The 19818-nt window shown below is 70.6% G+C and carries 19 protein-coding genes and 1 pseudogene; 12 read left to right on the forward strand and 8 right to left on the reverse strand.

Going from position 1 to position 19818, the window contains the following annotated elements; genetic code table 11:
* Positions 1-11 precede the first annotated feature (11 nt).
* The 4 genes from JIX56_RS44585 to JIX56_RS44600 all read right to left on the reverse strand — a co-directional run bounded on the left by JIX56_RS44585 (position 12) and on the right by JIX56_RS44600 (position 3382).
* The gene (locus JIX56_RS44585) at positions 12-890 is read right to left on the reverse strand and encodes a GNAT family N-acetyltransferase (protein WP_257549738.1); all 879 of its coding nucleotides are present in this window, start codon (positions 888-890) and stop codon (positions 12-14) included.
* 380 nt (positions 891-1270) lie between these two features.
* The gene (locus JIX56_RS44590; protein ID WP_257549740.1) at positions 1271-1534 is read right to left on the reverse strand and encodes a GlsB/YeaQ/YmgE family stress response membrane protein; all 264 of its coding nucleotides are present in this window, start codon (positions 1532-1534) and stop codon (positions 1271-1273) included.
* 87 nt (positions 1535-1621) lie between these two features.
* Positions 1622-2161 carry a hypothetical protein gene (locus JIX56_RS44595; protein ID WP_257549742.1) on the reverse strand — a complete coding sequence of 180 codons (540 nt, stop codon included), beginning with the start codon at positions 2159-2161 and terminating at the stop codon, positions 1622-1624.
* Entirely contained in the window at positions 2162-3382 is a 1221-nt protein-coding gene (locus tag JIX56_RS44600; protein WP_257549744.1) for an aminoglycoside phosphotransferase family protein, read from the reverse strand.
* Between the two features lie 88 nt (positions 3383-3470).
* Between JIX56_RS44600 and JIX56_RS44605 the strand changes: the two are divergent.
* Positions 3471-3749, forward strand: a pseudogene (locus JIX56_RS44605) (ArsR/SmtB family transcription factor); the annotation flags it as partial.
* Between the two features lie 71 nt (positions 3750-3820).
* Here JIX56_RS44605 and JIX56_RS44610 read toward each other — a convergent pair.
* Positions 3821-4276: an SPW repeat protein gene (locus JIX56_RS44610; protein WP_257549745.1), complete on the reverse strand. Its 456-nt coding sequence runs from the start codon at positions 4274-4276 to the stop codon at positions 3821-3823.
* Between the two features lie 121 nt (positions 4277-4397).
* Positions 4398-5441: an acyl-CoA dehydrogenase family protein gene (locus JIX56_RS44615; protein WP_257549747.1), complete on the reverse strand. Its 1044-nt coding sequence runs from the start codon at positions 5439-5441 to the stop codon at positions 4398-4400.
* Positions 5442-5697: 256 nt separating this feature from the next.
* Here JIX56_RS44615 and JIX56_RS44620 point away from each other — a divergent pair, with 256 nt between their 5' ends.
* The 8 genes from JIX56_RS44620 (at position 5698) to JIX56_RS44655 (ending at position 13685) form a co-directional block, all read left to right on the forward strand.
* Entirely contained in the window at positions 5698-6579 is an 882-nt protein-coding gene (locus tag JIX56_RS44620) for a hypothetical protein (RefSeq protein ID WP_257549749.1), read from the forward strand.
* A 125-nt stretch (positions 6580-6704) separates the two neighbouring features.
* Positions 6705-7208, forward strand: coding sequence for a MarR family winged helix-turn-helix transcriptional regulator (locus tag JIX56_RS44625; protein ID WP_257549751.1), 504 nt, complete (start codon positions 6705-6707; stop codon positions 7206-7208).
* Between the two features lie 51 nt (positions 7209-7259).
* The gene (locus JIX56_RS44630; RefSeq protein ID WP_257549753.1) at positions 7260-8003 is read left to right on the forward strand and encodes a response regulator transcription factor; all 744 of its coding nucleotides are present in this window, start codon (positions 7260-7262) and stop codon (positions 8001-8003) included.
* A gap of 175 nt (positions 8004-8178) precedes the next feature.
* Positions 8179-9066: a glycoside hydrolase family 19 protein gene (locus JIX56_RS44635; protein WP_257549755.1), complete on the forward strand. Its 888-nt coding sequence runs from the start codon at positions 8179-8181 to the stop codon at positions 9064-9066.
* An 88-nt stretch (positions 9067-9154) separates the two neighbouring features.
* A complete protein-coding gene (locus JIX56_RS44640; RefSeq protein WP_257549757.1) occupies positions 9155-10537 on the forward strand; it encodes an RICIN domain-containing protein in 1383 nt (460 codons plus the stop codon).
* Between the two features lie 219 nt (positions 10538-10756).
* Positions 10757-11932, forward strand: coding sequence for a hypothetical protein (locus JIX56_RS44645; RefSeq protein ID WP_257549759.1), 1176 nt, complete (start codon positions 10757-10759; stop codon positions 11930-11932).
* Between the two features lie 238 nt (positions 11933-12170).
* Complete coding sequence (locus JIX56_RS44650; RefSeq protein ID WP_257549760.1) at positions 12171-12566, forward strand: VOC family protein; 396 nt, start codon at positions 12171-12173, stop codon at positions 12564-12566.
* A 48-nt stretch (positions 12567-12614) separates the two neighbouring features.
* Positions 12615-13685: an adenosine deaminase gene (locus tag JIX56_RS44655; RefSeq protein WP_257549762.1), complete on the forward strand. Its 1071-nt coding sequence runs from the start codon at positions 12615-12617 to the stop codon at positions 13683-13685.
* On the opposite strand, the gene JIX56_RS44660 is transcribed toward JIX56_RS44655, so the two are convergent.
* Together JIX56_RS44660 and JIX56_RS44665 are read right to left on the reverse strand one after the other, a co-directional pair.
* Complete coding sequence (locus tag JIX56_RS44660) at positions 13667-14182, reverse strand: mycothiol transferase (protein WP_257549764.1); 516 nt, start codon at positions 14180-14182, stop codon at positions 13667-13669. The two genes, JIX56_RS44655 and JIX56_RS44660, sit on opposite strands and share 19 nt — an antisense overlap.
* A gap of 84 nt (positions 14183-14266) precedes the next feature.
* Positions 14267-15154, reverse strand: coding sequence for a LysR family transcriptional regulator (locus JIX56_RS44665; RefSeq protein ID WP_257549766.1), 888 nt, complete (start codon positions 15152-15154; stop codon positions 14267-14269).
* 127 nt (positions 15155-15281) lie between these two features.
* Here JIX56_RS44665 and mgrA point away from each other — a divergent pair, with 127 nt between their 5' ends.
* The 3 genes from mgrA to JIX56_RS44680 all read left to right on the forward strand — a co-directional run bounded on the left by mgrA (position 15282) and on the right by JIX56_RS44680 (position 19813).
* Positions 15282-16280, forward strand: a complete 999-nt coding sequence (gene mgrA / locus JIX56_RS44670) for an L-glyceraldehyde 3-phosphate reductase (protein ID WP_257549768.1) — start codon at positions 15282-15284, stop codon at positions 16278-16280.
* Positions 16281-16849: 569 nt separating this feature from the next.
* Entirely contained in the window at positions 16850-17260 is a 411-nt protein-coding gene (locus tag JIX56_RS44675) for a hypothetical protein (protein WP_257549770.1), read from the forward strand.
* Positions 17261-17488: 228 nt separating this feature from the next.
* The gene (locus JIX56_RS44680; protein ID WP_257549772.1) at positions 17489-19813 is read left to right on the forward strand and encodes an FHA domain-containing protein; all 2325 of its coding nucleotides are present in this window, start codon (positions 17489-17491) and stop codon (positions 19811-19813) included.
* Positions 19814-19818: the final 5 nt, after the last annotated feature.

Consider the following 19818-nt stretch of genomic DNA (forward strand, 5'->3'; position numbering starts at 1 on the left):
GACCGGGTGGGTCACAGGTCGAGCTGGTACTCCACCGCCGTGTGCGTGGGCCGGTAGCCGAGCGCGTCGTTGACACGGCGCATGGGCGTGTTGCTCTCCGCGGTGTCGGTGAGCAGAGCGAGATCCGGGTGCAGGCGGTGGGCGTGGAGGACGGCCTCCGCCTTCATCCACAGGCCCAGTCCGTGGCCCCGGCGCTCGGGCAGTACGGCCGTGCCGTAGTGCTGCCCGTCGCCCTTGCCGTCGCCAGGAAGGACCAGCTCCGAGAAGCCGACGATCGTGCCGCTCGACGCGTGCACCGCGGCCACCGTGTACAGCGAGTCGCCTCGCTTCGCTATCGCCTCGGCGGCGGCCACGACCCGCTCGACGTCCCAGACCACTGTCCCGTAGTCGGTGTCGCCCATCGGCATGTCGTCCATCGCGCGGCGTGAGGCGGCGTAGGTCCGGGCGAGTTCGGTGGGGACGGTGCCGGTCCAGCCGGTCAAGTAGTAGCCGGGGTGGGGTTGTTCGGCGATCCGGGCGAGGTGGTCGGGGTCGATCTCGGCGAGTTCGAGGCGGGCGTACGTCAGGGTCAGCACCTGGCGGAAGCCGCGCGCCGTGAGGAACGCGTCGCCGGGGGAGCCCTGTTCGGCCTGCGTGATGACCGTGCGGCGGCGGTCGCCACGGGCCGCGTCGACCGCCGCGTCGAGCAGCGCGGTGCCGACGCCCTGCCGCCGCTCGGCCGGGTGCACACCGACGTCCAGCTCCGCCAGATGCGTCTGCCCCTCCTTGGTGAACAGCCGCAGGAAGGCGGAGCCGAGGGGTATGCCGTCCCACCCGGACGCCAGCCACGCCAGACGGCGGCTCGACGGGGTGACGGCGGGGTCGGTGAGCTGGACGATGCGCGGGGGCAAGAGGGCTCCGGGCTGGTCGGCGGGCAGGGGCGCGAGGCCCGGCGACGCTAACCCCCGGGTACGACGACCTGCAACGGAATTCCGGGCACGCGCGGCCGCCGGCCGTCACAAGGGCCGCGTGATCCAGGGGCGGAGCTGTTGGGCGGCGGGTGCGGGTGAGTGGGGGCTGGTCGCGCAGTTCCCAGCGCCCCTTGACGGCATGGGTCGCGCCCGGGGCTTTTGAGGGGCGCGGGGAACTGCGCGGGCAACCACCCACCACCTGCACCCGCCGCAACCGCAGTGACCCCCCACCCCTGCAGGCGCTCCTGTATACACCGGACGTGCGACCTTCAGCCGTCGTTCCGGGCGCGTGTGACCGCCGACCGTCGCCCCGCGGACCCTCAGCGTCGTGCCCTCGTGCGGTCCAGTGCGGCGATCCCCAATGCCGCCAGCCCGATCTGGATGAGCCACTCGGCCCAGTCGACGCCATCGGTGTCGGCCACGCCGACGCCCGCGGCGATCGCGGAACCGATCAGCGCGGCGACGATGCCGACGAGGATCGTCAGCAGGATGCCGATGCGCTGCCGGCCCGGAACGACGAGCCGGCCGAGTACACCTATGACGATGCCGATGATGAGGGCACTGATGATGCCGTCGATCTCCATCTGATCTCCGCCCCTTGTCGTCGGGACCCCCGCAACCCTGCGAGTGCCCTTCGAACGCGAGTGCAGTCCGTTCCCGTTTCAGCTTCTTCACGAGCCCGTCACCCATCCCGTGACGGCCAACACCTCCGCCGCGATGTCGATGACGGTGCGCCCGTCGGTGGCCACCCGGACGGTGTCCGCCGGTGCCCGCTCGTCCAGCAGCCGGGCCTTGTACGCGCTGCCGGCCAGCTCCCGCTCCAGCTCGGAGCCGATCTCCCGCCCCCTGAGCCGCCGCTCGGCAGTCTCGTCGGTGGCGGTGAGCAGTACCCGTACGATCCGTACGTCCGCGCCCATGGCCCGCTGGAACGTGCCCGCCGTCTCGGTGAGGACGCTGAGGGTGTTGGTGTAGACGAGCCGCCGGTGGCCGAGCGCGGCGTAGTTGCCCCACACGGCCGTGAGGTTGCGCTCGGTGATGCCGGAGCGATGTGGATCACCCGCGGGCGCGGGGTGCACCTGCCCCATGAAGTCACCCTCGATGATCGCGTGCGCGACCCCGGCGACCCGCAGTCGGTCGGAGATCTCCCAGCCCACCGTCGACTTGCCGACCCCGGCCCGCCCGCCGATGAGCAGTACCTCGGCACGATCCATTCAGCCCGTCACCTCCACGGAGTCGAAGCTCGGGCGCGCGGCGCACCGCAGCGCCTCCCGGATCACCGCGGCCGGGTCCCCCTCGTGATACGGCCGCTCGGACGCCTCGATGCCGTCGAGGAACTCCTGGTAGCGCACGGCGTATGCGAGGTGCGCCAGCGGCTCGGCCAGGGCGAGTGCGCGGGCGGGATCGCTCGCCGGGACGTGTGCCTTCCAGGCGTCGACCCAGACGCGGACGGCCGTGGAGCGCACCGCCTCCGGAAGGAAGTCGTACAGGCGCAGACAGTCGAGGACGGGGTTGCCCCAGTGGGCGTCGGCGAAGTCCACGACAACGGGCGGCCGGCCGTCGCTGCGCCAGTTGCCCGGATGGAAGTCGGCGTGGACGAGCGTGTCGGGGAGCCCGCACTCGGCGAGCCGGTCCCAGCGCTCCGCCAACTCCCTCGCCGTGTCCCGGTCTTGATCCGTGATGTCCAACTCGACCATGCCGTCGAGCAGTTCGCGCACCAGCTCGCCGAGGACCCGGTCCCGCCGGTCCCGGAGCCCGGGTGGCCGGGGCTCGGCCAGCGCGGCCTGCGCGGCGACGAACCGGCGCACCCCGGCCTCGACCGTGGCGGCGTCGGCCGCCCAGCAGTCCTCGCCGGGGATGTGCTCCAGCAGTACCCGCCGCTCGCCGGAGGCGAGGACCGTCGGCACGAGCCCCGCGTCCACCTGGGCGAACGCGGCGATGACCATGGCCTCGTCGGAGGCGAAGCGCGGGGTCGCCTTGAGCCAGACCGGGCCCCGCTCGGTGGGCAGCCGGAAGAGCCCCGCCAGGTTCCACGTCCGCCGCTGCTCGACCGGCCCCGTCACCGGCCGCCCCAGCGCGGCCAGGGTCCGTGAGGCCCAGTCGAGCAGTTCCCGCAGCCCGTCGGGCCGCGCCCACGGTGATCGAAGAGGGTCATCGGCGTCCAGCAGCCCGTGCTCCACGGGGCGTTGTTCCAGCATCCCGGTCGCGGGTCGCTCCGTGGCCTCCACGTGATAGGTCACATGGCCGTCCCGGCCGCCCTCACCTCCGTCGACGTCCAGGAGGCGCAGGACGAACACGGGAACCATGAGTTGGCGCTCCAACCGCCCTACGACCGCCTCGACTTCGGCCCACCACGGAACGTCGACGGGGAAGGGGCCGGTGACACCGAGGACGTCCTCACCCGATGTCACCCATGCGCTCACGGTTCGACTCACGGCGACAGTGTGAGGCGCCTCGTCGACGATTGACATGCAGGTAATTAACTGCATAACGTTGGGTGTGCGATCAGAGGGCGATTTGGGCATGGACAAGGTCTTCAAGGCGCTGGCCGACGAGACGCGCCGGAGGCTGCTGGACCGGCTGCATGAACGGAACGGTCAGACGCTGGGTGAGCTGTGCGAGCGGATCGACATGGCGCGGCAGTCGGTGACCCAGCACCTGGCCGTTCTGGAGGCCGCCAACCTGGTCAGCACGGTGCGGCGTGGGCGGGAAAAGCTGCACCACCTCAACCCGGTCCCGCTGCACGAGATCCAGGAGCGGTGGATCGACAAGTTCGAGCGCCCGCGACCGAGGGGGCTCGGCGAGCCGGCGAACGGTGACGGCCGACCCGCTTGAGCGGGTCGGCCGCCGTTACCCCTCGCGGGCGTTCCTGTTCACACCTGCGGCGTACGGCCCGCACGTGTGTTGCCCCTGGCCGACGCGCCGGCGCACAGCAGCCCCAGGAGCAGGGCCAGGGCGCCGATGATGATGTTGTTGACCACGACACCGGCGTCCGGGCTGTCGCCGACGATCCACGGCGAGACGATCATCCAGATCCCTGTCGCGCACATGGCCCAGCTCAGGCCGTACATCCTCTCCGGACGGGCGGTGAAGCCGAGAGCCAGCAGACCGATCGCGATGCCCACGATCAGGTTGTGGGGCACCAGCGGGGGCTGGCTCGTCGTGTAGTGGAGTATCCAGGGGGACACGGCGCAGTACAGACCGAGCAGGAACACCGGTCCGTCCACGAGCGCCACATCGCGACCACCGAGCATGCGGGCGTACCGAGCCTGCATTTCGGTTACATCTGGGTGGCTGGTGATGTCACCCCTGTGTGAGACGTTGGCCATGACTCGACTCCTTTGAACTCTGCAGGCCTGACCGCGTCTGGTGGGGTATGCGGTAAGCGCCGCGTACGTTCATTCTGCGCTTATTTCGTCTTTATGTGTAGTGGTGAGGGACCCGGAGAGGTCAGTACGCGGCCGACAGTGAGCCGAGGTGTGCCCGGCGTACCTCGGCGGTCTGGCCCTGCACCAGCAGGAACATCGCCTCGCGGGCCAGCCGTTGCGCCCGGCTGTCCAGGTCGAGGGCGCGCCCGCCGCCGGCCACGACCGCGGCGGTCGTCGCCGTGCGCATCAGGTCGAACGCCTTCGTCTTGAGGGCCAGCCGCTCCTCCATGTGCTCGTGCGGCGCGGGATGGTCGGCGAGGGCGTACGCCTGACGCCGCACCTTGTCCAGTCGCAGCCGCAGGGCCTTGGTCGTGGGGTCGTCCTGGTCCAGCAGGCCGAGGGCGGACTCGGCGACCCCGAACACCGCCGGCGAGGCGTTCGTCGGCTTGGGCCGGTCGCTCGCGGCCCAGGACTCGTACGGCGCGTGCAGGGCCACGGCGTCCTCGGGGATCCACAGCCCGTCGAGGTGGAGCGAGACGGTACGGGCGGCCGTGAGCGCCGCGAGCCGCATGGGCGCCGAGGCTTTCAGCCCGGACTGCTGCTTGGCCTCGGTGAACGCGAACACCACCTCGTCCGCGTCCGTCACCCCGGCCAGCAGCATCACATCGTTGAGCCCCCATCCGGTGTACCAGGGCACTGTGCCGTGGAACCGCCAGCCACCACGCTTCGGCACGGCCCGCACCGGAACCTGGGGGTACCTCCGCAGATGCGCGTACGCGACGCCGGACAGCAGCTCACCGCCAGCCAGCTTCCCCAACAGGTGCTCACGGGCGGGGAGTTCGCTCTTCACCAGGGTCAACACCGGCGTGTGGTGCTGGGTCTGCACGAACCAGGTGGAGCAGCACGCCCCCGCCAGGATCTCGGCGGTCTCCCGCGCCACGGAGTTCGGGGCGCCCGACCCGCCGTACGCCACCGGCGCGCTCACTCCGAGCAGCCCCGACCGCTTGATCGCCTGGATGCTGCTCGCGGGCACCCCGTCCTGGTCGACGCGCTCCGCCTGAGGCGCGAGCACCTCGGCGGCGAGTCCGCGCGCCTGGACGACGAGGGGGTGTGGTGACGTGGTCATGGGGTGATTCTCCCCGGCTCCGGCCCCAAAGATCACCTCTTTGCCGACCGGAAGATCACACCTTCTCCCTCTTGCGTGAGGGCGGCTCACGTCCCTCGTGTGACCTGCGCCACGTCGGCCCGATATCAGGTCGTCGGCCGCAAGCGGTCAGGCCGTTGCGCTTGCATGTGATCGTCGGGGCCGCGCCCCCGACGGCTCTACGAGCGACGGTTCGCTCCACCCCACCGGGCCGCCAGGCCTTGTAAGGAGAAAGACCATGAAAGACCGGGCCAAGGTCGAGGAACTCCTCGTCACATCGGACCTCCAGGTGCAGACCTCGGCGGTCGCGTGGAAGCACGTCAAGGCCGAGTACGTCGACGTCGTCGAGGACATCCTGGCGACGCTGGCGCCGAGCGGGCCCTACGCGTACACCGTCGTCCCCGCCCTCGAAGAGGGCAGGGAGATCCCGACGCAGCGGATCGTCGACACGTACGAGGCCATCGAGAGCAGCTACCGGAACATGCACCGGTTCGCCGCCGTGGTGCAGACCCGCCCGGTCGCGGAGATCAACACCGCCTGGTACAAGTTCGTGAGCGGCACGGGGCGGGGGCGTGACAAGAGGACCGGTGCCGAGAGCGAGCGTCCCATCGTCGTGCTGTTCCCGACGATGGGTTCCGAGGGAATCACCGGTGAACTCTTCTGGGGCCGCACGCAGCAGGAGGCGCTGCCGGGCGACCCCGCCGACGGTGCGCTGGCCACCAGGTTCGCCGTGGCGAAGGTGCACGACACGCTGCTCGACGCCTACCGCAAGGGCGACGTCGACGCGATCGTCGACAGGGCCCACCCCGAGATCCAGACAGGCGTGCGGGACTATGTGGCGGGGACCGGCACCCTGGTGGAACTGCACACCAGGGACGAACTGAAGTCCCACCTCCAGGAGTTCTACGCCCACTACGACGTCCGGGAGATCGAGATCGTCCACCAGCACTTCGACGACTGGTTCTTCTTCCACGAGCTGCGCTGGACGGTCGAGGCTCGCAAGGGTCCCGAGGCCGGCGGCGTCTTCCGCTACCACACCGCCGAATACGCGGAGGTGTCCGGCACCGGACTGGTCGTCGCGCACATCGGACACGGCACGGACCAGCTGAAGCTCGGCTGAGCCGAGGCCTCAACTCCCGTACATCGGTTCCCCGGACGGCTGGGCGTCGTCCGGGGAGCCGGCGCATGTTGGGGCAATTCCTTCTACGTTGCTTGACTTAGGCAAACTTCTGCTACGGTGGCAGCATGTCGCTACCGCGCCCCACCGAAGCGGCCGCCCTCACGGACGTCACCGAGATCGAGCGGCTGCTCACCCGTATCGCGTATCTGGCCGGCCGGGCCCGCCAGCACGAGCGTCTGATGTCCGACAGCGGACTGTCCCTGGACCGCGCCTCCGTGTCGATCCTGCGGCACATCGCCGAGAGCGAGCCGCTGCGCCCGGGGGTGCTCGCGGTCCGGCTGTCCGTGGAGGCGTCCCATGTCACCCGGCAGCTGCGGCAGTTGGAGAGCGACGGCTATGTGATCCGCGTTCCCGACCCGGACGACCGGCGGGCGCAACGCGTCCAGATCACCGACGCCGGACTGGCGGCCGTCGACCGCGTCAGGGAGGCCGGCCGCCGGGGCATCGGGGCCGTGCTGAGCGACTGGTCGGCCGAGGACGTGCGGCAACTCGCGGGTCTCTTCCACCGGTTGGCCGACGACTTCGTCGACCACGCCGAGGAAGCCGTCGAACCCCGGCCCGCCGACTGACGGCACCCGGCGCGATCCCCCCAACGCAAGCCCAACGCGAACGGTCTGGTCATGCGAAGTCCGCTCACCGAGAAACCGTCGTCGCCGCGTGGCGACGGACACCATGTCCTGGTCGTCGTCGACGATCCGGGTGTCACCGAACTCCTCACCACCACCATGGAGTTGGCCGGATACCGGGTCGCCGCGGCGCCCACCGGCGCCGAGGGGATGACGCGGATCGCCCGGGACCGGTACGACCTGGTCGTCTGGGACGCCGCCCTGCCGGACCAGGAGCGCTTCACGCGCGGCCGGCGCGGCGCACCGGCGGACCGGCCCCCGCTGCTGTTCCTGGCCACCTGCGACTCCCTCCACGACCTGGTCCCCGACCTGCGCCTCGGCGACGAGGACTACGTGGTCAAGCCCGTACGCATCGCCGAAGTCCTCGACCGGGCCCGGGCGTTGCTCCGTGGCCGGGGCGGTCTTGAACGGCCAGGCGGAATGCCCTGCTACGGCGATCTGGTCCTCGACGACGCCGCGTGCGAGGCGAGGCGTGGATCCAGGCCGCTCCACCTCACGCCCGCCGAGTACCGGCTGTTGCGCCATCTGCTGGCGAACGCCGAGCGGGTGCTGTCCAAGGAGCAGATCGGTCGACATGTCTGGGGCGAGTTCCGCGCCCACGGCGCGATCGAGAAACTCGTCGCCCGCCTCCGGCGCAAGGTCGACCGGGAGGAACCCGCGCTGATCCACACCCGTCGCGGCTTCGGCTACTGGCTCGGCTGCCCGACGGCCGACCCGCCCGCGCGCCAGGGGAGTTGACTGGTCTACACCCTTGACTGGTACAGACCAACGCGGTTGAGTGTGCCCCACACCCCCCACCGCGGCCGCCCCCACGCCGTGGCCGGCCCCGCCGGCGCGTGCGCGCGAGGTTCCCCCCAGTCATGCCCAAGGGCCCTTGCCCGGGTGCGGCCGTGCCGACGAAGGAGTTGGTCCCGTGTCGAGGCGCCGTATCTCCGCCGTACTGACCGCGCTGGTCATCGGCGGTTCCACACCCCTGTTGCTGCCCGCCCAGAGCGCGTCCGCGGCCCCCTGTTCGAGCTACGCGAGCTGGGTGGCCGGCAGGTCCTATGTCACCGGCGACATCGTGCGCTACACCGACGGCAAGGCGTACCGGGCGGAGCACGACAATCCGGGGTACGACCCCACCATCAGCACTTGGTACTGGGAGCCGTACGCCTGTGAGAGCGGCCCCACCAACCCCTCCGGGTTCGTGGTGAGCGAGGCGCAGTTCAACCAGATGTTCCCGAGCCGGAACTCGTTCTACACGTACAGCGGGCTGCGGGCGGCGATGAGCGCCTACCCGGCCTTCGCCAACACCGGCAGCGACACCGTCAAGAAGCAGGAGGCGGCCGCCTTCCTCGCCAATGTCAACCACGAGACCGGCGGGCTCGTCCACATCGTCGAGCAGAACACCGCCAACTACCCGACGTACTGCGACTGGAGCCAGCCGTACGGCTGCCCGGCCGGGCAGGCGGCCTACTACGGCCGCGGCCCGATCCAGCTCAGCTGGAACTTCAACTACAAGGCGGCCGGTGACGCGCTCGGCCTGAACCTGCTGGGCAATCCCTGGCTGGTGCAGAACGACGCGGCCGTCGCCTGGAAGACCGCCCTGTGGTACTGGAACACACAGACCGGGCCCGGCACCATGACCGGCCACAACGCGATGGTCAACAGCGCGGGCTTCGGGCACACGATCCGCAGCATCAACGGCTCGCTGGAGTGCGACGGCAAGAACCCCGCGCAGGTGCAGAGCCGGGTGAGCGCGTACCAGCGGTTCGTCCAGATCCTCGGGACGACGGCGGGCGGCAATCTGTACTGCTGACGCCGACGCACCGATCGTGATGTCATGCACCTGACTTAACCGCGGGGGCCCGGTCCACGACCGGGCCCCCGCTCCACCCCCCGTCCCCATGAAGGGCATCGTCATGCCGAGCCCCCGCACCCCCCTGCTCGCGACCGCCGTCGCGCTGGCCACCGTCGTAGCCGCTCCCGCCCCCACCGTCTCCGCCGCCGTTCCGGTCACGGGCGCCTCCTACGTGCAGAGTGCCACCACCGGGCTCAACGCGGCCGACAACGGGGGAGCGGTCGAGCAGCACCGGCCCAAGGGCGACGAGGACCACCAGCAGTGGACGCTGAGGGCGAGCGGAACCTCGTACGTCCTGGAGAGCGTGGACGCGGCGGGCAGTTGTCTCGGCCGCTCCGGCGACCGGGCGAGGACCGTCGCGTGTACGAGCGCCGACGCCGCCTGGGACATCACGGAACTCGGCGCCGACCGGTACCGGCTCAAGGTTCCCGGCGCGGAGCGCTACCTCACGGTCGGCGCCAAGCCCTCCGGCTCCAACCACCCGGCGCAGCTGTCCGTCGGCCCGGCGAGCGGCCTGGCCGCCTGGTACCTCACCCCGGTCGTGCCGCCGACCCGCCCCATGCCCCCGGCCGACCGGCGTACCCTCGACCAGGTCACCTTCCTCACCTCCCACAACGCCTACGCCAACGGCGTCGACGGCGGCTTCGCCCCGCCCTTCGTGAACCTGGTGCCGAACCAGTCCCGCGGCATCAACCAGCAACTCGCCGACGGTGTACGCGGATTCATGCTGGACATCCACCAGACCCCGGACGGCGCGATCCTCTGCCACAACAGCTGCACCCTCGTCAGCCGTCCCGTCGCCCTCTGGGTGGACATCCAGCGCATGGTCGACTTCCTCGAGCGGAACCCCGAGCAGGTCGTCACCGTGTTCCTGGAGGACTACGTCGACCCCGCCGTCCTGCGCGGCGAACTCGACCGTGTCGACGGCCTGTCCGACGTGCTCTTCCGGCCCGACCGGACAGGCGTACGAACCAACGGCTGGCCGAAGATGGCCGACCTGATCGCCGCCAACGACCGGCTGCTGATCTTCACCGACCACAGCCGCTCCGCCGACCAGTCCGCCGGGCTCACCCGGGACACCTTCGGCGTGATGTACCAGAAGGAGTGGACCGTGGAGAACCACTGGTCCATGGGCGGCGGCATCGGCGCATCCGACTGGTCCTGCTACAGCCGCTGGTACGACGCCGCCACCAACATCCCGCTCACCCGGACCGAGCCGGGCTTCACGCCGCTGTTCGTCATGAACCACTTCCGTGACGCCGGGATCACCTCGACGGCGACCACGGACAACACCAAACTCGCCGACCGCGCCCAGCGGTTCTGCCGGACGGCCGCCCGCAAGAAGCCCAACTTCCTCGCCGTGGACCACTACAACCTCGGCAACCCGGCGTCCGCGGTGGCGACTTCGAACACGTACATCTATCCGTAGAACCCGGCGGGCGCGGGGTCCGGCGCGCGCGAGACCGCGGCGACGACCTCGGAGACGATCACCGCGACCGCCGCCGGCAGCCGGACACTCGGCGATCGAGGAGGTGGCCCGGCTGGACGTGGTGCACCGAGGCGAGGCGTCGGGGCAAAGCAGCACCAACAGGTTCATATAGGCTGCCTGTTCTGCCCTGCCGTTCGTCACTACCCGGGAGAGTCACCCGTGAGCGTAACCACCGCCCACTCCGCATCGGCCGTACCGCCCGCCGACGGAACGCCCGTGACCGTACCGCAGCAGGACGACGGCTACTGGGTCGAACCGAGCGCGACCGACGACGCGGCGCTCTTGGGTGCCGCCGAGGACGAGACGGCCGCGCAGGAGTCCGGCGACGATGTTCCCGCCGATGCCGTGGACGAGCAAGTCGCCCGTGACGCCCAGGAGTTCGGGGTGTACGCCCGCACCGGCGGCTGGGCGTTCGCGCTGAAGGTGGCGCGGAGCGTACGGCCCGGCGGGGAGACGGCGGGCGAGACGCCGAAGGTGTCGGCGAAGCGGTTCGCCGAGCTGGCCGGGTGCTCGCCGGAGCGGGTCATGCGCTACTACAAGGCGTGGGACAAGGCGGCCGACGACGGCATGGTCCCGCACTTCGAGGCGCTGACCCCCGGCGAGGAGATCGACCTGCCGGACTCGGACGTGTGGCTGTCGTACTACAGCTCCCGTTCCAGCGCGACCTCCGACCGGGGCACCGCGATCACCGCGGCCGCCGAGGCCGAGGGCATCCGCCCGACCAAGGCGCTGGAGGTCGCCGAGAACCCCACCGCGCTGCGCGCCGCGATCCTCGCCGACCCGTCCACCGCCCAGGCGGCCCGCACCGCGCTCCTCGACCGCCTCAAGGAGGACCCGTCCCTCCAGACGGAACTGGCCCGCGACATCGCCCGCACCGACGAGCTGAAGAAGGCCGTCGCGAGCGAGACCCAGGCGGCCAGCCGGATCGGCTACGTCCGGCAGATCGTCGAGAATGGGCAGGTCAAGACCCCGGCCGGCCAGGTCATCGACGCCACCGCCGAACTGCGCGCCGAGGCCGAGCGGCACCTGTCCCTCATCGACGAGCTGGACGACGACGAGGACACCGGCGAGTGGGCGACTGAGGCGTACGACACCGTCAAGGAACTCGTCGTCCAGGCCGTCGAGGCCGACCCCGAGCTGCGGGTCCAGGAACGCCGTACGAAGTTCTACAGCAGCCTCCAGAAGGCGACGAAGGTCTTCGAGGAGCTGACCCTCGACGACGCCGTCGACCTCGACGCCATCTACGAGGACGACATGCTCCAGCGCCTGGAGGAACTGCAGCAGGCCCTGAGCACCTGCATCGCCGCCCTGCGGAAGGCGTCGCCGGGCGAGTGATCCCGGGCTCCGGCCCTCCCGAGACCTGAGGCCCCCCGCGCGGCAGGGGGCCTCAGTCGTACCGTGGGGCCTCGGCCGTGCGGTGAGGGAGTCCCTCGCGCCGTGCGGGGAAAATGCCATTTGCCGTCCCGTGCGTGTTACGTATAACCTCCCGGGAACCCCGAGCGACCCTCGGACGATCTCCGCAACGATCTACGCGCGTACTCCTTGTGATTCGCGCCCCACCCGAGAGGCCCCGATGAGACGCATGGCCCTGGTCACCCTCGTGGTCGACGACTACGACGAGGCGATCCGCTTCTACACCGAGGCGCTCGGCTTCACGCTCGTCGAGGACGAACCGAGGCCCGACGGCAGCCGGTGGGTCGTCGTCGAACCGGGGAGCGCGGGACAGGGCGGCGGACTGCTGCTCGCCAGGGCCAAGGACGAGGCGCAGCGCGGCCGGATCGGCGACCAGACCGGCGGACGCGTGGGCTTCTTCCTGCACACGGACGACTTCGCCCGCGACCACGCCCGGATGCTGGCCGCGGGCGTCAGGTTCCTGGAGGAGCCGCGCCACGAACCGTACGGCTCGGTCGCCGTCTTCGAGGACCTGTACGGAAACCGCTGGGACCTGCTCCAGCCCGCCGCCCACTGAAGCGGCCCTTCACACACCCACCGCACCACCTGCCGAGGAACGAACGCCATGACCGCGCCCCGCATCGACGCCGACACCATCCGCCGCCTCCCCAAGGCCGTCCTGCACGACCACTTCGACGGCGGCCTGCGCCCCGCCACCCTGGTGGAGCTCGCGGCGGAGATCGGCCACACCCTCCCGGAGACCGACCCCGAAGGCCTCGCCGCCTGGTACTACGAGGCCGCCAACTCCGGTGACCTGGTGCGCTACATAGCCACCTTCGAGCACACCCTCGCCGTGATGCAGACCCGCGAGGGCCTGCTGCGCACCGCCGAGGAGTATGTGCTCGACCTGGCGGAGGACGGTGTCGTCTACGGCGAGGTCCGCTACGCCCCCGAGCTGCTGGTCAATGGCGGGCTGACGCTGCCCGAGGTCGTCGAGACCGTGCAGGAGGGGCTGGCCGCCGGTATGGCCAAGGCGGCGGCGCAGGGCACCCCGGTCCGCGTCGGCACGCTGCTGTGCGGGATGCGCATGTTCGACCGGGTCCGCGAGGCCGCCGACCTGGCGGTGGCGTTCCGGGACGCGGGCGTGGTCGGCTTCGACATCGCGGGCGCCGAGGACGGCTTCCCGCCCGCCGACCACCTGGCCGCCTTCGAACACCTGCGCCGCGAGAGCGTCCCCTTCACCATCCACGCAGGTGAGGCCCACGGACTGCCCAGCATCCACCAGGCCCTCCAGGTCTGCGGCGCGCAGCGCATCGGCCACGGCGTCCGCATCACCGAGGACATCGTCGACGGCAAGCTCGGCCGCCTCGCCTCCTGGGTCCGCGACCGCCGCATCGCCCTGGAGATGTGCCCCACCTCCAACCTCCAGACGGGCGCGGCCACCTCCATCGCCGAGCACCCGATCACGGCCCTGAAGGACCTCGGCTTCCGCGTCACCCTCAACACCGACAACCGTCTGGTCTCGGGCACCACCATGACCCGCGAGATGACGCTGCTCGCCGAGGAAGCCGGCTGGACGATCGACGACCTGCGCACGGTCACCGTCAACGCCCTCAAGAGCGCCTTCCTCCCGTTCGACGAGCGCACCGCCCTCATCCAGGACGTCGTCCTGCCGGGCTACGAGTCCGCGCGCTGAAGCAGTCCCCGTACGTAGGCGGCCTGGCCGACATGCTGAAGATCGTCGGCCAGGACGCTGACCAGCCGGACACCCAGGCTGACCGGCGGATCCCAGCGCTCGTCCACGATCCGCTCGAAGTCCTTGGCGGCCAGCCCGCGCACGTACCCGAGGGTCTGCTCGTGCACGGCGTCGTGGTACCCGGTCAGCAGGTCACCGGAGTCGACCCGTACCTTGGCGACCTTCGCCGAGCTGTGGCCGTAGCCCGTGTCATGGCGCGGCAGGCCGAGGCCGAAGCGTTTCTCCCAGCCCTGGGACAGCCAGACCTGGTCGAGTCCGGAGGCGTCGGCCAGGTGGTCGTCCTGGACCCGGGTGAGATGCCAGACCAGCCAGGCGATCGAGTTGGCGTCGGGGGCGGGGCGGGCGTTGAGGTCGTCCGGGCCGAGACCCTCGACGGCGGCGTGGACCTCTTCCTGGATGCGGGTGTACGCGTCGATGAGGATGTCCTTGGCATGCATGGGGTCCACCCTCGCGCATCCCGGTCCCGTACGCGTCTTCTGCCGGCCAGGTCCCTCACGCGCCCTTCCTCTCAGCCAGGTCCCTTACGCGCCCGCTGCCTCCACCAGGGCCATCAGCGCCCGGGCCGCCGGGCTCGTGGCCTGCGGGGGCGGCAGCAGGGCGACCGTCTCGTAGACGGTCTCGCCGGTGCCCTTGACGGCGAGGGCGGTGAGGGAGTCGCGCTTGTGCCGGAAGTGGCGCGGAACCACGGCGATGCCCAGGTTCTCGTCCACGAGGTCGAGGAGGCTGTGCACATCGTTGACCTCCAGGGCGACGGCCCGGCGGACGCCGGCCGCGGCGAAGACCGCGTCGGTGGTGCGGCGTGGCCCCCAGTCCGGATGGAAGTCGACGAAGACCTCGCCGCCCAGCTCCTCAGGTGTCACGGCGGCGCCGGAGGCCGCGAGGCGGTGGCTGGGGTGGCACAGGACGGTCATCGGTTCGCTCGACAGCGGTACGACGCGCAGCTGGTCGGTGTCCTCCTGCGCCGTCCGCACGGCGAAGGCCAGGTCGAGGCGCCCGCTCGCCACTTCTTCCGCGAGCGCGCCCGAGCCCGCCTGCCGCAGACAGATCTCCACATCCGGATGCCGCCGCCGGAACGCGGCGAGCAGCCCCGCCACATGCAGCCCGGCGACACACTGCTCGGACCCGAGCGCGAGCATGCCGCGCAGCACGCCCTGCACGGCGGCCACCGCCTCGCGGGCCGACCGTACCTGCGCCAGGATCCGTTCCGCCTCGGTCAGCAGCGCCCGCCCGGCCGGGGTGAGCATCACCCGGCGGGTCGTCCGCACGAACAGCGGTGTCTGCAGCTCGCGCTCCAGTGCCCGTACGGAGGCGGACAGACCCGACTGGGAGACCAGCAGCCGTTCGGCGGCCCGGGTGAAATGCTCCTCCTCGGCGACCGCGACGAAATGCTGGAGATGGCGGAGTTCCATGACTGAGAAGCGTAGGCGCTGAATCCCATCGGATTCTTCTGTTGGACCAATGCCCCCAGGTCGCGAAAGAGTGGACACCGGTTCTCGGGGACTCCGGTCCCACCGTGCCAACCCCTCTGGAGTCGCGTTGTACACCGCACACCCCGACCGCTACGCGGACATGCCCTACCGGCGCACCGGACGCAGCGGTCTGAAACTGCCCGCGCTCTCGCTCGGCCTGTGGCACAACTTCGGCCCCGACCGGTCCGTCGAGACGCAGCGCGAGATCCTGCGCCGCGCCTTCGACCTGGGCGTCAACCACTTCGACCTGGCCAACAACTACGGCCCGCCGCCCGGCTCCGCCGAGTCCGCCCTCGGCGAGGCCCTGAAGGCCGACTTCGCCCCGTACCGGGACGAGCTGGTCATCTCCACCAAGGCGGGCTATCTGATGTGGCCCGGCCCGTACGGCGAGTGGGGCTCCCGCAAGTACGTGCTCTCCTCGCTCGACCAGAGCCTGAAGCGCATGGGCCTCGACTACGTCGACATCTTCTACTCGCACCGCCCGGACCCGGAGACTCCGCTGGAGGAGACGATGGGCGCGCTGCACTCGGCGGTCCAGCAGGGCAAGGCGCTGTACGTCGGCGTCTCCAACTACTCGGCCGAGCAGACCCGTGAGGCCGCCCGCATCCTGGCCGAGCTGGGCACCCCGCTCCTCATCCACCAGCCGCGCTACTCGATGCTCGACCGGCGCCCCGAGAGCGAGGGCCTGCTCGACGCCCTCGACGAGCTCCAGGTCGGCTCCATCGTCTTCTCCCCGCTGGAGCAGGGCCTGCTGACCTCCCGTTACCTCGACGGCATCCCGGAGGGCTCCCGCGCGGCGAGCGACAGCCCGTTCCTGAACTCCGACGCCGTCACCGAGGACCTGGTGGGCAGGCTGCGCGCGCTGGACGAGGTCGCCAAGTCCCGTGGCCAGACCCTGGCCCAGCTCGCCCTCGCCTGGACGCTGCGCGGCGGCCGGGTCACCTCCGCCCTCGTCGGCGCGAGCAGCGCCCGCCAGATCGAGGACAGCGTCGGTGCCATCGGCAACCTCGACTTCGAGGCGGACGAGCTGGCCCGCATCGACGCGATCATCGAGGGCAAGGGCTAGCTCCTCGTCCCGCTTCGTGTCGCCTGCGGGCCGGTGGGGGCTGGGCGCACAGTTCCCCGCGCCCCTGAAAAGCAAGGGCCGCGCCCCTTGCTTTTCGGCCCGCAGGGGCGTGTCTTTCAGGGGCGCGGGGAACTGCGCGAGCAACCACACACTCACCCGCACCCGCCAACGCACCCCGCTCCCCGAGTTCTGCCGCGCTCCACCGTTGAACCCTCCATCGAGGACATACGTATGGGACGGGGACCCGGATCCGGAGCTGTCTGCGCCCCCCTCGTGATCCGGGTAATGCCCGGTCGCAGGGCCCTTCGCATCGTTTCAGCCAATCGCGGTCCCGCATATGCCAGGAGACTGGCTGAATTGGCATGGTGACAGAGTGTCAGGAGTGTCGATACTCGACTGACAGGGCGATTGCGTCATGAACGAACGCGCATCCGTGCGCGTTCACCATGTCACTGTGCGTGACTGTCGAGTCGCCAGATGTGCACGACCAGCAAATCTGCGAGGCGAGAGCAAGTCCGCGCGGCGAGTGGGGCCGGGCGGGGTCGGCGGTGCGATCGGGGGAGCGAAGCGTGCACGACGAATTCCTGTGCCATGTCACCGCGTACGGCATGTGCGGCGGCCAGCGCGTCGGCGTGCCCCTCGGTACCTATCGCGCCCCCACGCTGGCGCTGGCGCTGTGGTGGATGCGTGACCGCGCGTTATGGATCGCCGAACGTCTCGACCCGCGGCCCGAGAACCCGAACTTCCCCCCGAACGCGGTGGTTCCGGTCGCCGACACCGTCCCGGACGTGCCGACCCTGCTGCGCGCCTGGTCCGCCGACAACGATCAACAGCAGCTGGTCGCCGAGGAGTTGGCCGCCGGGAACCTGGTCCGGATCGCCACCAACGACGACACCACGGAGTACGAGCTCCTCGCGGAGTCCGTCGACGCCGTCCGTATGCAGCGCATCGCCCAGAGAATCGCCGCTCCCGCCGCCTGACTCCGAGAGGCCGCGGTCCTGGCCCTGTGGGTCATGAGGGGCGTACGTCGGCGTCGACGGGCCGGGCGAGGTTCGCCCGAGCCATGCGCGTGCCGGCCTCGCTGGTCGGCGGTGGTACGGCGTAGGCATTCCCTTCGCACGCGATTCGCGTGCCCGCAATGCGGGATGGCCCGCACCCACGCGCGGACCGCCAGGCACATATTCGGGCGAATCGGTAGAATTTTCGGCATGGCGGAGCGGTCGATCGCACTCACTGCGCCCGAACTCGTGCTGGAGACCGAGTCGGGCTCCACGGTGATGAGCCCCCGCCACGAGTACCACGTGGGACGCGACCCGCTCAGCGACGTGGTCCTCGACGACGACCGGGTCTCGTGGCACCACGCGGTGCTCCGCGCCGAGGCCGACCACTGGACGATCGAGGACGAGAACAGCACCAACGGCACGTACGCCGACGGCCACCGCGTCCACGAGTGGGACGTGGGCCCCGGCAGCGTCATCCACTTCGGGGCCGTCCCGGAGGGCCCCCGTGCGGTGCTCACCGGCCTCGCCCCCGAGCGCCCCTCCGCCATCTCCCGCCCCGCCTCCACCGGCACCTTCCGGCAGCCCACCAGCGTCCGCCCGCTGCCCGAGCGGACCGTCCGTATCGGCCGCGCCGCCGACAGCGACCTGGTCATCGACGACCTCGTCGTCTCCCGCCGGCACGCCGAGCTACGAGCGCTCCCGGACGGCACGTACGAGATCGTGGACCTCGGCAGCCACAACGGCACGTTCCTCAACGGCACGCCCGTCGACCGGGCCCCGGTCACTCCCGGTGACATCGTCGGCATCGGCCACTCCGCGTTCTGCCTGGTCGGCGACGAGCTCCAGGAGTACGTCGACACCGGTGAGATCTCCCTGGACGTCCAGGAACTGACCGTCGCGGTCGACCACGGCCGGAAGACACTGCTGGACAAGGTGGCGTTTCCGGTCGGCGAGAAATGCCTCCTCGCCGTCGTCGGCCCCAGCGGCGCCGGAAAGTCCACCCTCCTGAACGCCCTGACCGGGCAGCGCCCCGCCGACAGCGGCACGGTCCTCTACGACGGCCGTGACCTCTACCGCGACTACGCCGAACTGCGCCAGCGCATCGGCCTCGTGCCGCAGGACGACATCCTGCACGCCCAGCTGACCGTGCGCAGGGCCCTCGCCTACGCCGCCGAGCTCCGTTTCCCCCAGGACACCGCGAAGGCCGAACGGCAGGCCCGGGTCGACGAGGTGATCCGCGAACTGGGCCTGGAACAACGCGTCGACCAGCCCATCCACAGCCTCTCCGGCGGCCAGCGCAAACGGGTCAGCGTCGCCCTGGAACTGCTGACGAAACCCTCTCTGCTCTTCCTCGACGAGCCGACCTCCGGTCTCGACCCCGGCATGGACCGCTCGGTGATGCACATGCTGCGCGGCCTCGCCGACGACGGCCGTACGGTCATCGTCGTCACCCACAGCGTCCTCAGCCTCGACGTCTGCGACCGGCTCCTCGTCCTCGCGCCCGGCGGCAGGGTCGCCTACTACGGGCCGCCGGACGACGCCCTCGCCTTCTTCGGCTTCGAGCAGTGGCCGGAGGCGTTCGAGGCCTTCGAACGGGACCGGGATCGGGACTGGGCGGGGGAGTACCGGGACTCGCCCTTCCACCGCCACTACGTCACCGCGTCCATGAACCAGCCCTACCTGACCGACGCGGAGCCGGTCGCCGTGCCGCCGCCGCCCACAGCGCAGAGCTGGGGCGCCCAGCTGGGCACACTCGTCCGCCGGTACGCGGCCGCACTGAGCGCCGACCGCACCTTCCTCGCCATCATGATCGCGCTGCCGTTCGTGATGGGCGCGATGGCGAGGGCGCTCGCGGGGAGCACGCTGGACCGGGAGACCTCCATGAACGCGCTGCTCATCCTGTGCGTGGGCGGTGTGCTGACCGGCGCCGCGAACGCCGTCCGCGAACTGGTCAAGGAACGGGTCATCTACCAGCGCGAACGCGCCGTCGGCCTGTCCAGATCCGCGTATCTGATGTCCAAGGTCGTCGTCCTCGGCACCGTCACCGTCCTCCAGGCGGTCGTCCTCACCCTCGTCGCCCTCCTCGGCGTCGACCTCAACGCCCCCGGCGGCGAAGGGGTCTTGATGCCACCCCTGGCCGAGATCACGGTCGCCGTGGCGCTGCTCGCCTTCACCGCGATGATGCTCGGCCTGGTCGTCTCCGCGCTCGTCCGCAAGGAGGAGGTCACCATGCCGCTGCTGGTGCTCCTCGCGATCATCCAGGTCGTGTTCTGCGGCGCGCTGCTGGACGTGCGGGGCACCATCGTCCTCGAACAGCTGGCGTGGCTGGTGCCGTCGCGGTGGGCGTTCGGCGCGATGGCCGGGACGATCGACCTCGAACGGATCGTCCCCGACAAGACGGACCCGCTGTTCGCACACTCGGCGGGCGTGTGGCTGCTGGACATGGGGATGCTGGTCGTCCTCTCGCTGCTGTGCGGCTGTCTCGTCGCCCGCCTGCTGCGTCGCCGCGAACCCGTGGTGATGCGGAAGTAGCCGCG

It is taken from the genome of Streptomyces sp. CA-210063 (assembly GCF_024612015.1).
In the GTDB taxonomy this organism is placed as follows: Bacteria; Actinomycetota; Actinomycetes; order Streptomycetales; family Streptomycetaceae; genus Streptomyces.

What these genes read in the sequence shown, in the direction of transcription:
- JIX56_RS44590 (WP_257549740.1), bottom strand. Translation starts at nt 1,534, where the DNA reads ATGGAGATCGACGGCATCATCAGTGCCCTCATCATCGGCATCGTCATA.
- JIX56_RS44595 (WP_257549742.1), bottom strand. Translation starts at nt 2,161, where the DNA reads ATGGATCGTGCCGAGGTACTGCTCATCGGCGGGCGGGCCGGGGTCGGC.
- JIX56_RS44610 (WP_257549745.1), bottom strand. Translation starts at nt 4,276, where the DNA reads ATGGCCAACGTCTCACACAGGGGTGACATCACCAGCCACCCAGATGTA.
- JIX56_RS44615 (WP_257549747.1), bottom strand. Translation starts at nt 5,441, where the DNA reads ATGACCACGTCACCACACCCCCTCGTCGTCCAGGCGCGCGGACTCGCC.
- JIX56_RS44620 (WP_257549749.1), top strand. Translation starts at nt 5,698, where the DNA reads ATGAAAGACCGGGCCAAGGTCGAGGAACTCCTCGTCACATCGGACCTC.
- JIX56_RS44625 (WP_257549751.1), top strand. Translation starts at nt 6,705, where the DNA reads ATGTCGCTACCGCGCCCCACCGAAGCGGCCGCCCTCACGGACGTCACC.
- JIX56_RS44630 (WP_257549753.1), top strand. Translation starts at nt 7,260, where the DNA reads ATGCGAAGTCCGCTCACCGAGAAACCGTCGTCGCCGCGTGGCGACGGA.
- JIX56_RS44640 (WP_257549757.1), top strand. Translation starts at nt 9,155, where the DNA reads ATGAAGGGCATCGTCATGCCGAGCCCCCGCACCCCCCTGCTCGCGACC.
- JIX56_RS44650 (WP_257549760.1), top strand. Translation starts at nt 12,171, where the DNA reads ATGAGACGCATGGCCCTGGTCACCCTCGTGGTCGACGACTACGACGAG.
- JIX56_RS44655 (WP_257549762.1), top strand. Translation starts at nt 12,615, where the DNA reads ATGACCGCGCCCCGCATCGACGCCGACACCATCCGCCGCCTCCCCAAG.
- JIX56_RS44660 (WP_257549764.1), bottom strand. Translation starts at nt 14,182, where the DNA reads ATGCATGCCAAGGACATCCTCATCGACGCGTACACCCGCATCCAGGAA.
- JIX56_RS44665 (WP_257549766.1), bottom strand. Translation starts at nt 15,154, where the DNA reads ATGGAACTCCGCCATCTCCAGCATTTCGTCGCGGTCGCCGAGGAGGAG.
- JIX56_RS44680 (WP_257549772.1), top strand. Translation starts at nt 17,489, where the DNA reads ATGGCGGAGCGGTCGATCGCACTCACTGCGCCCGAACTCGTGCTGGAG.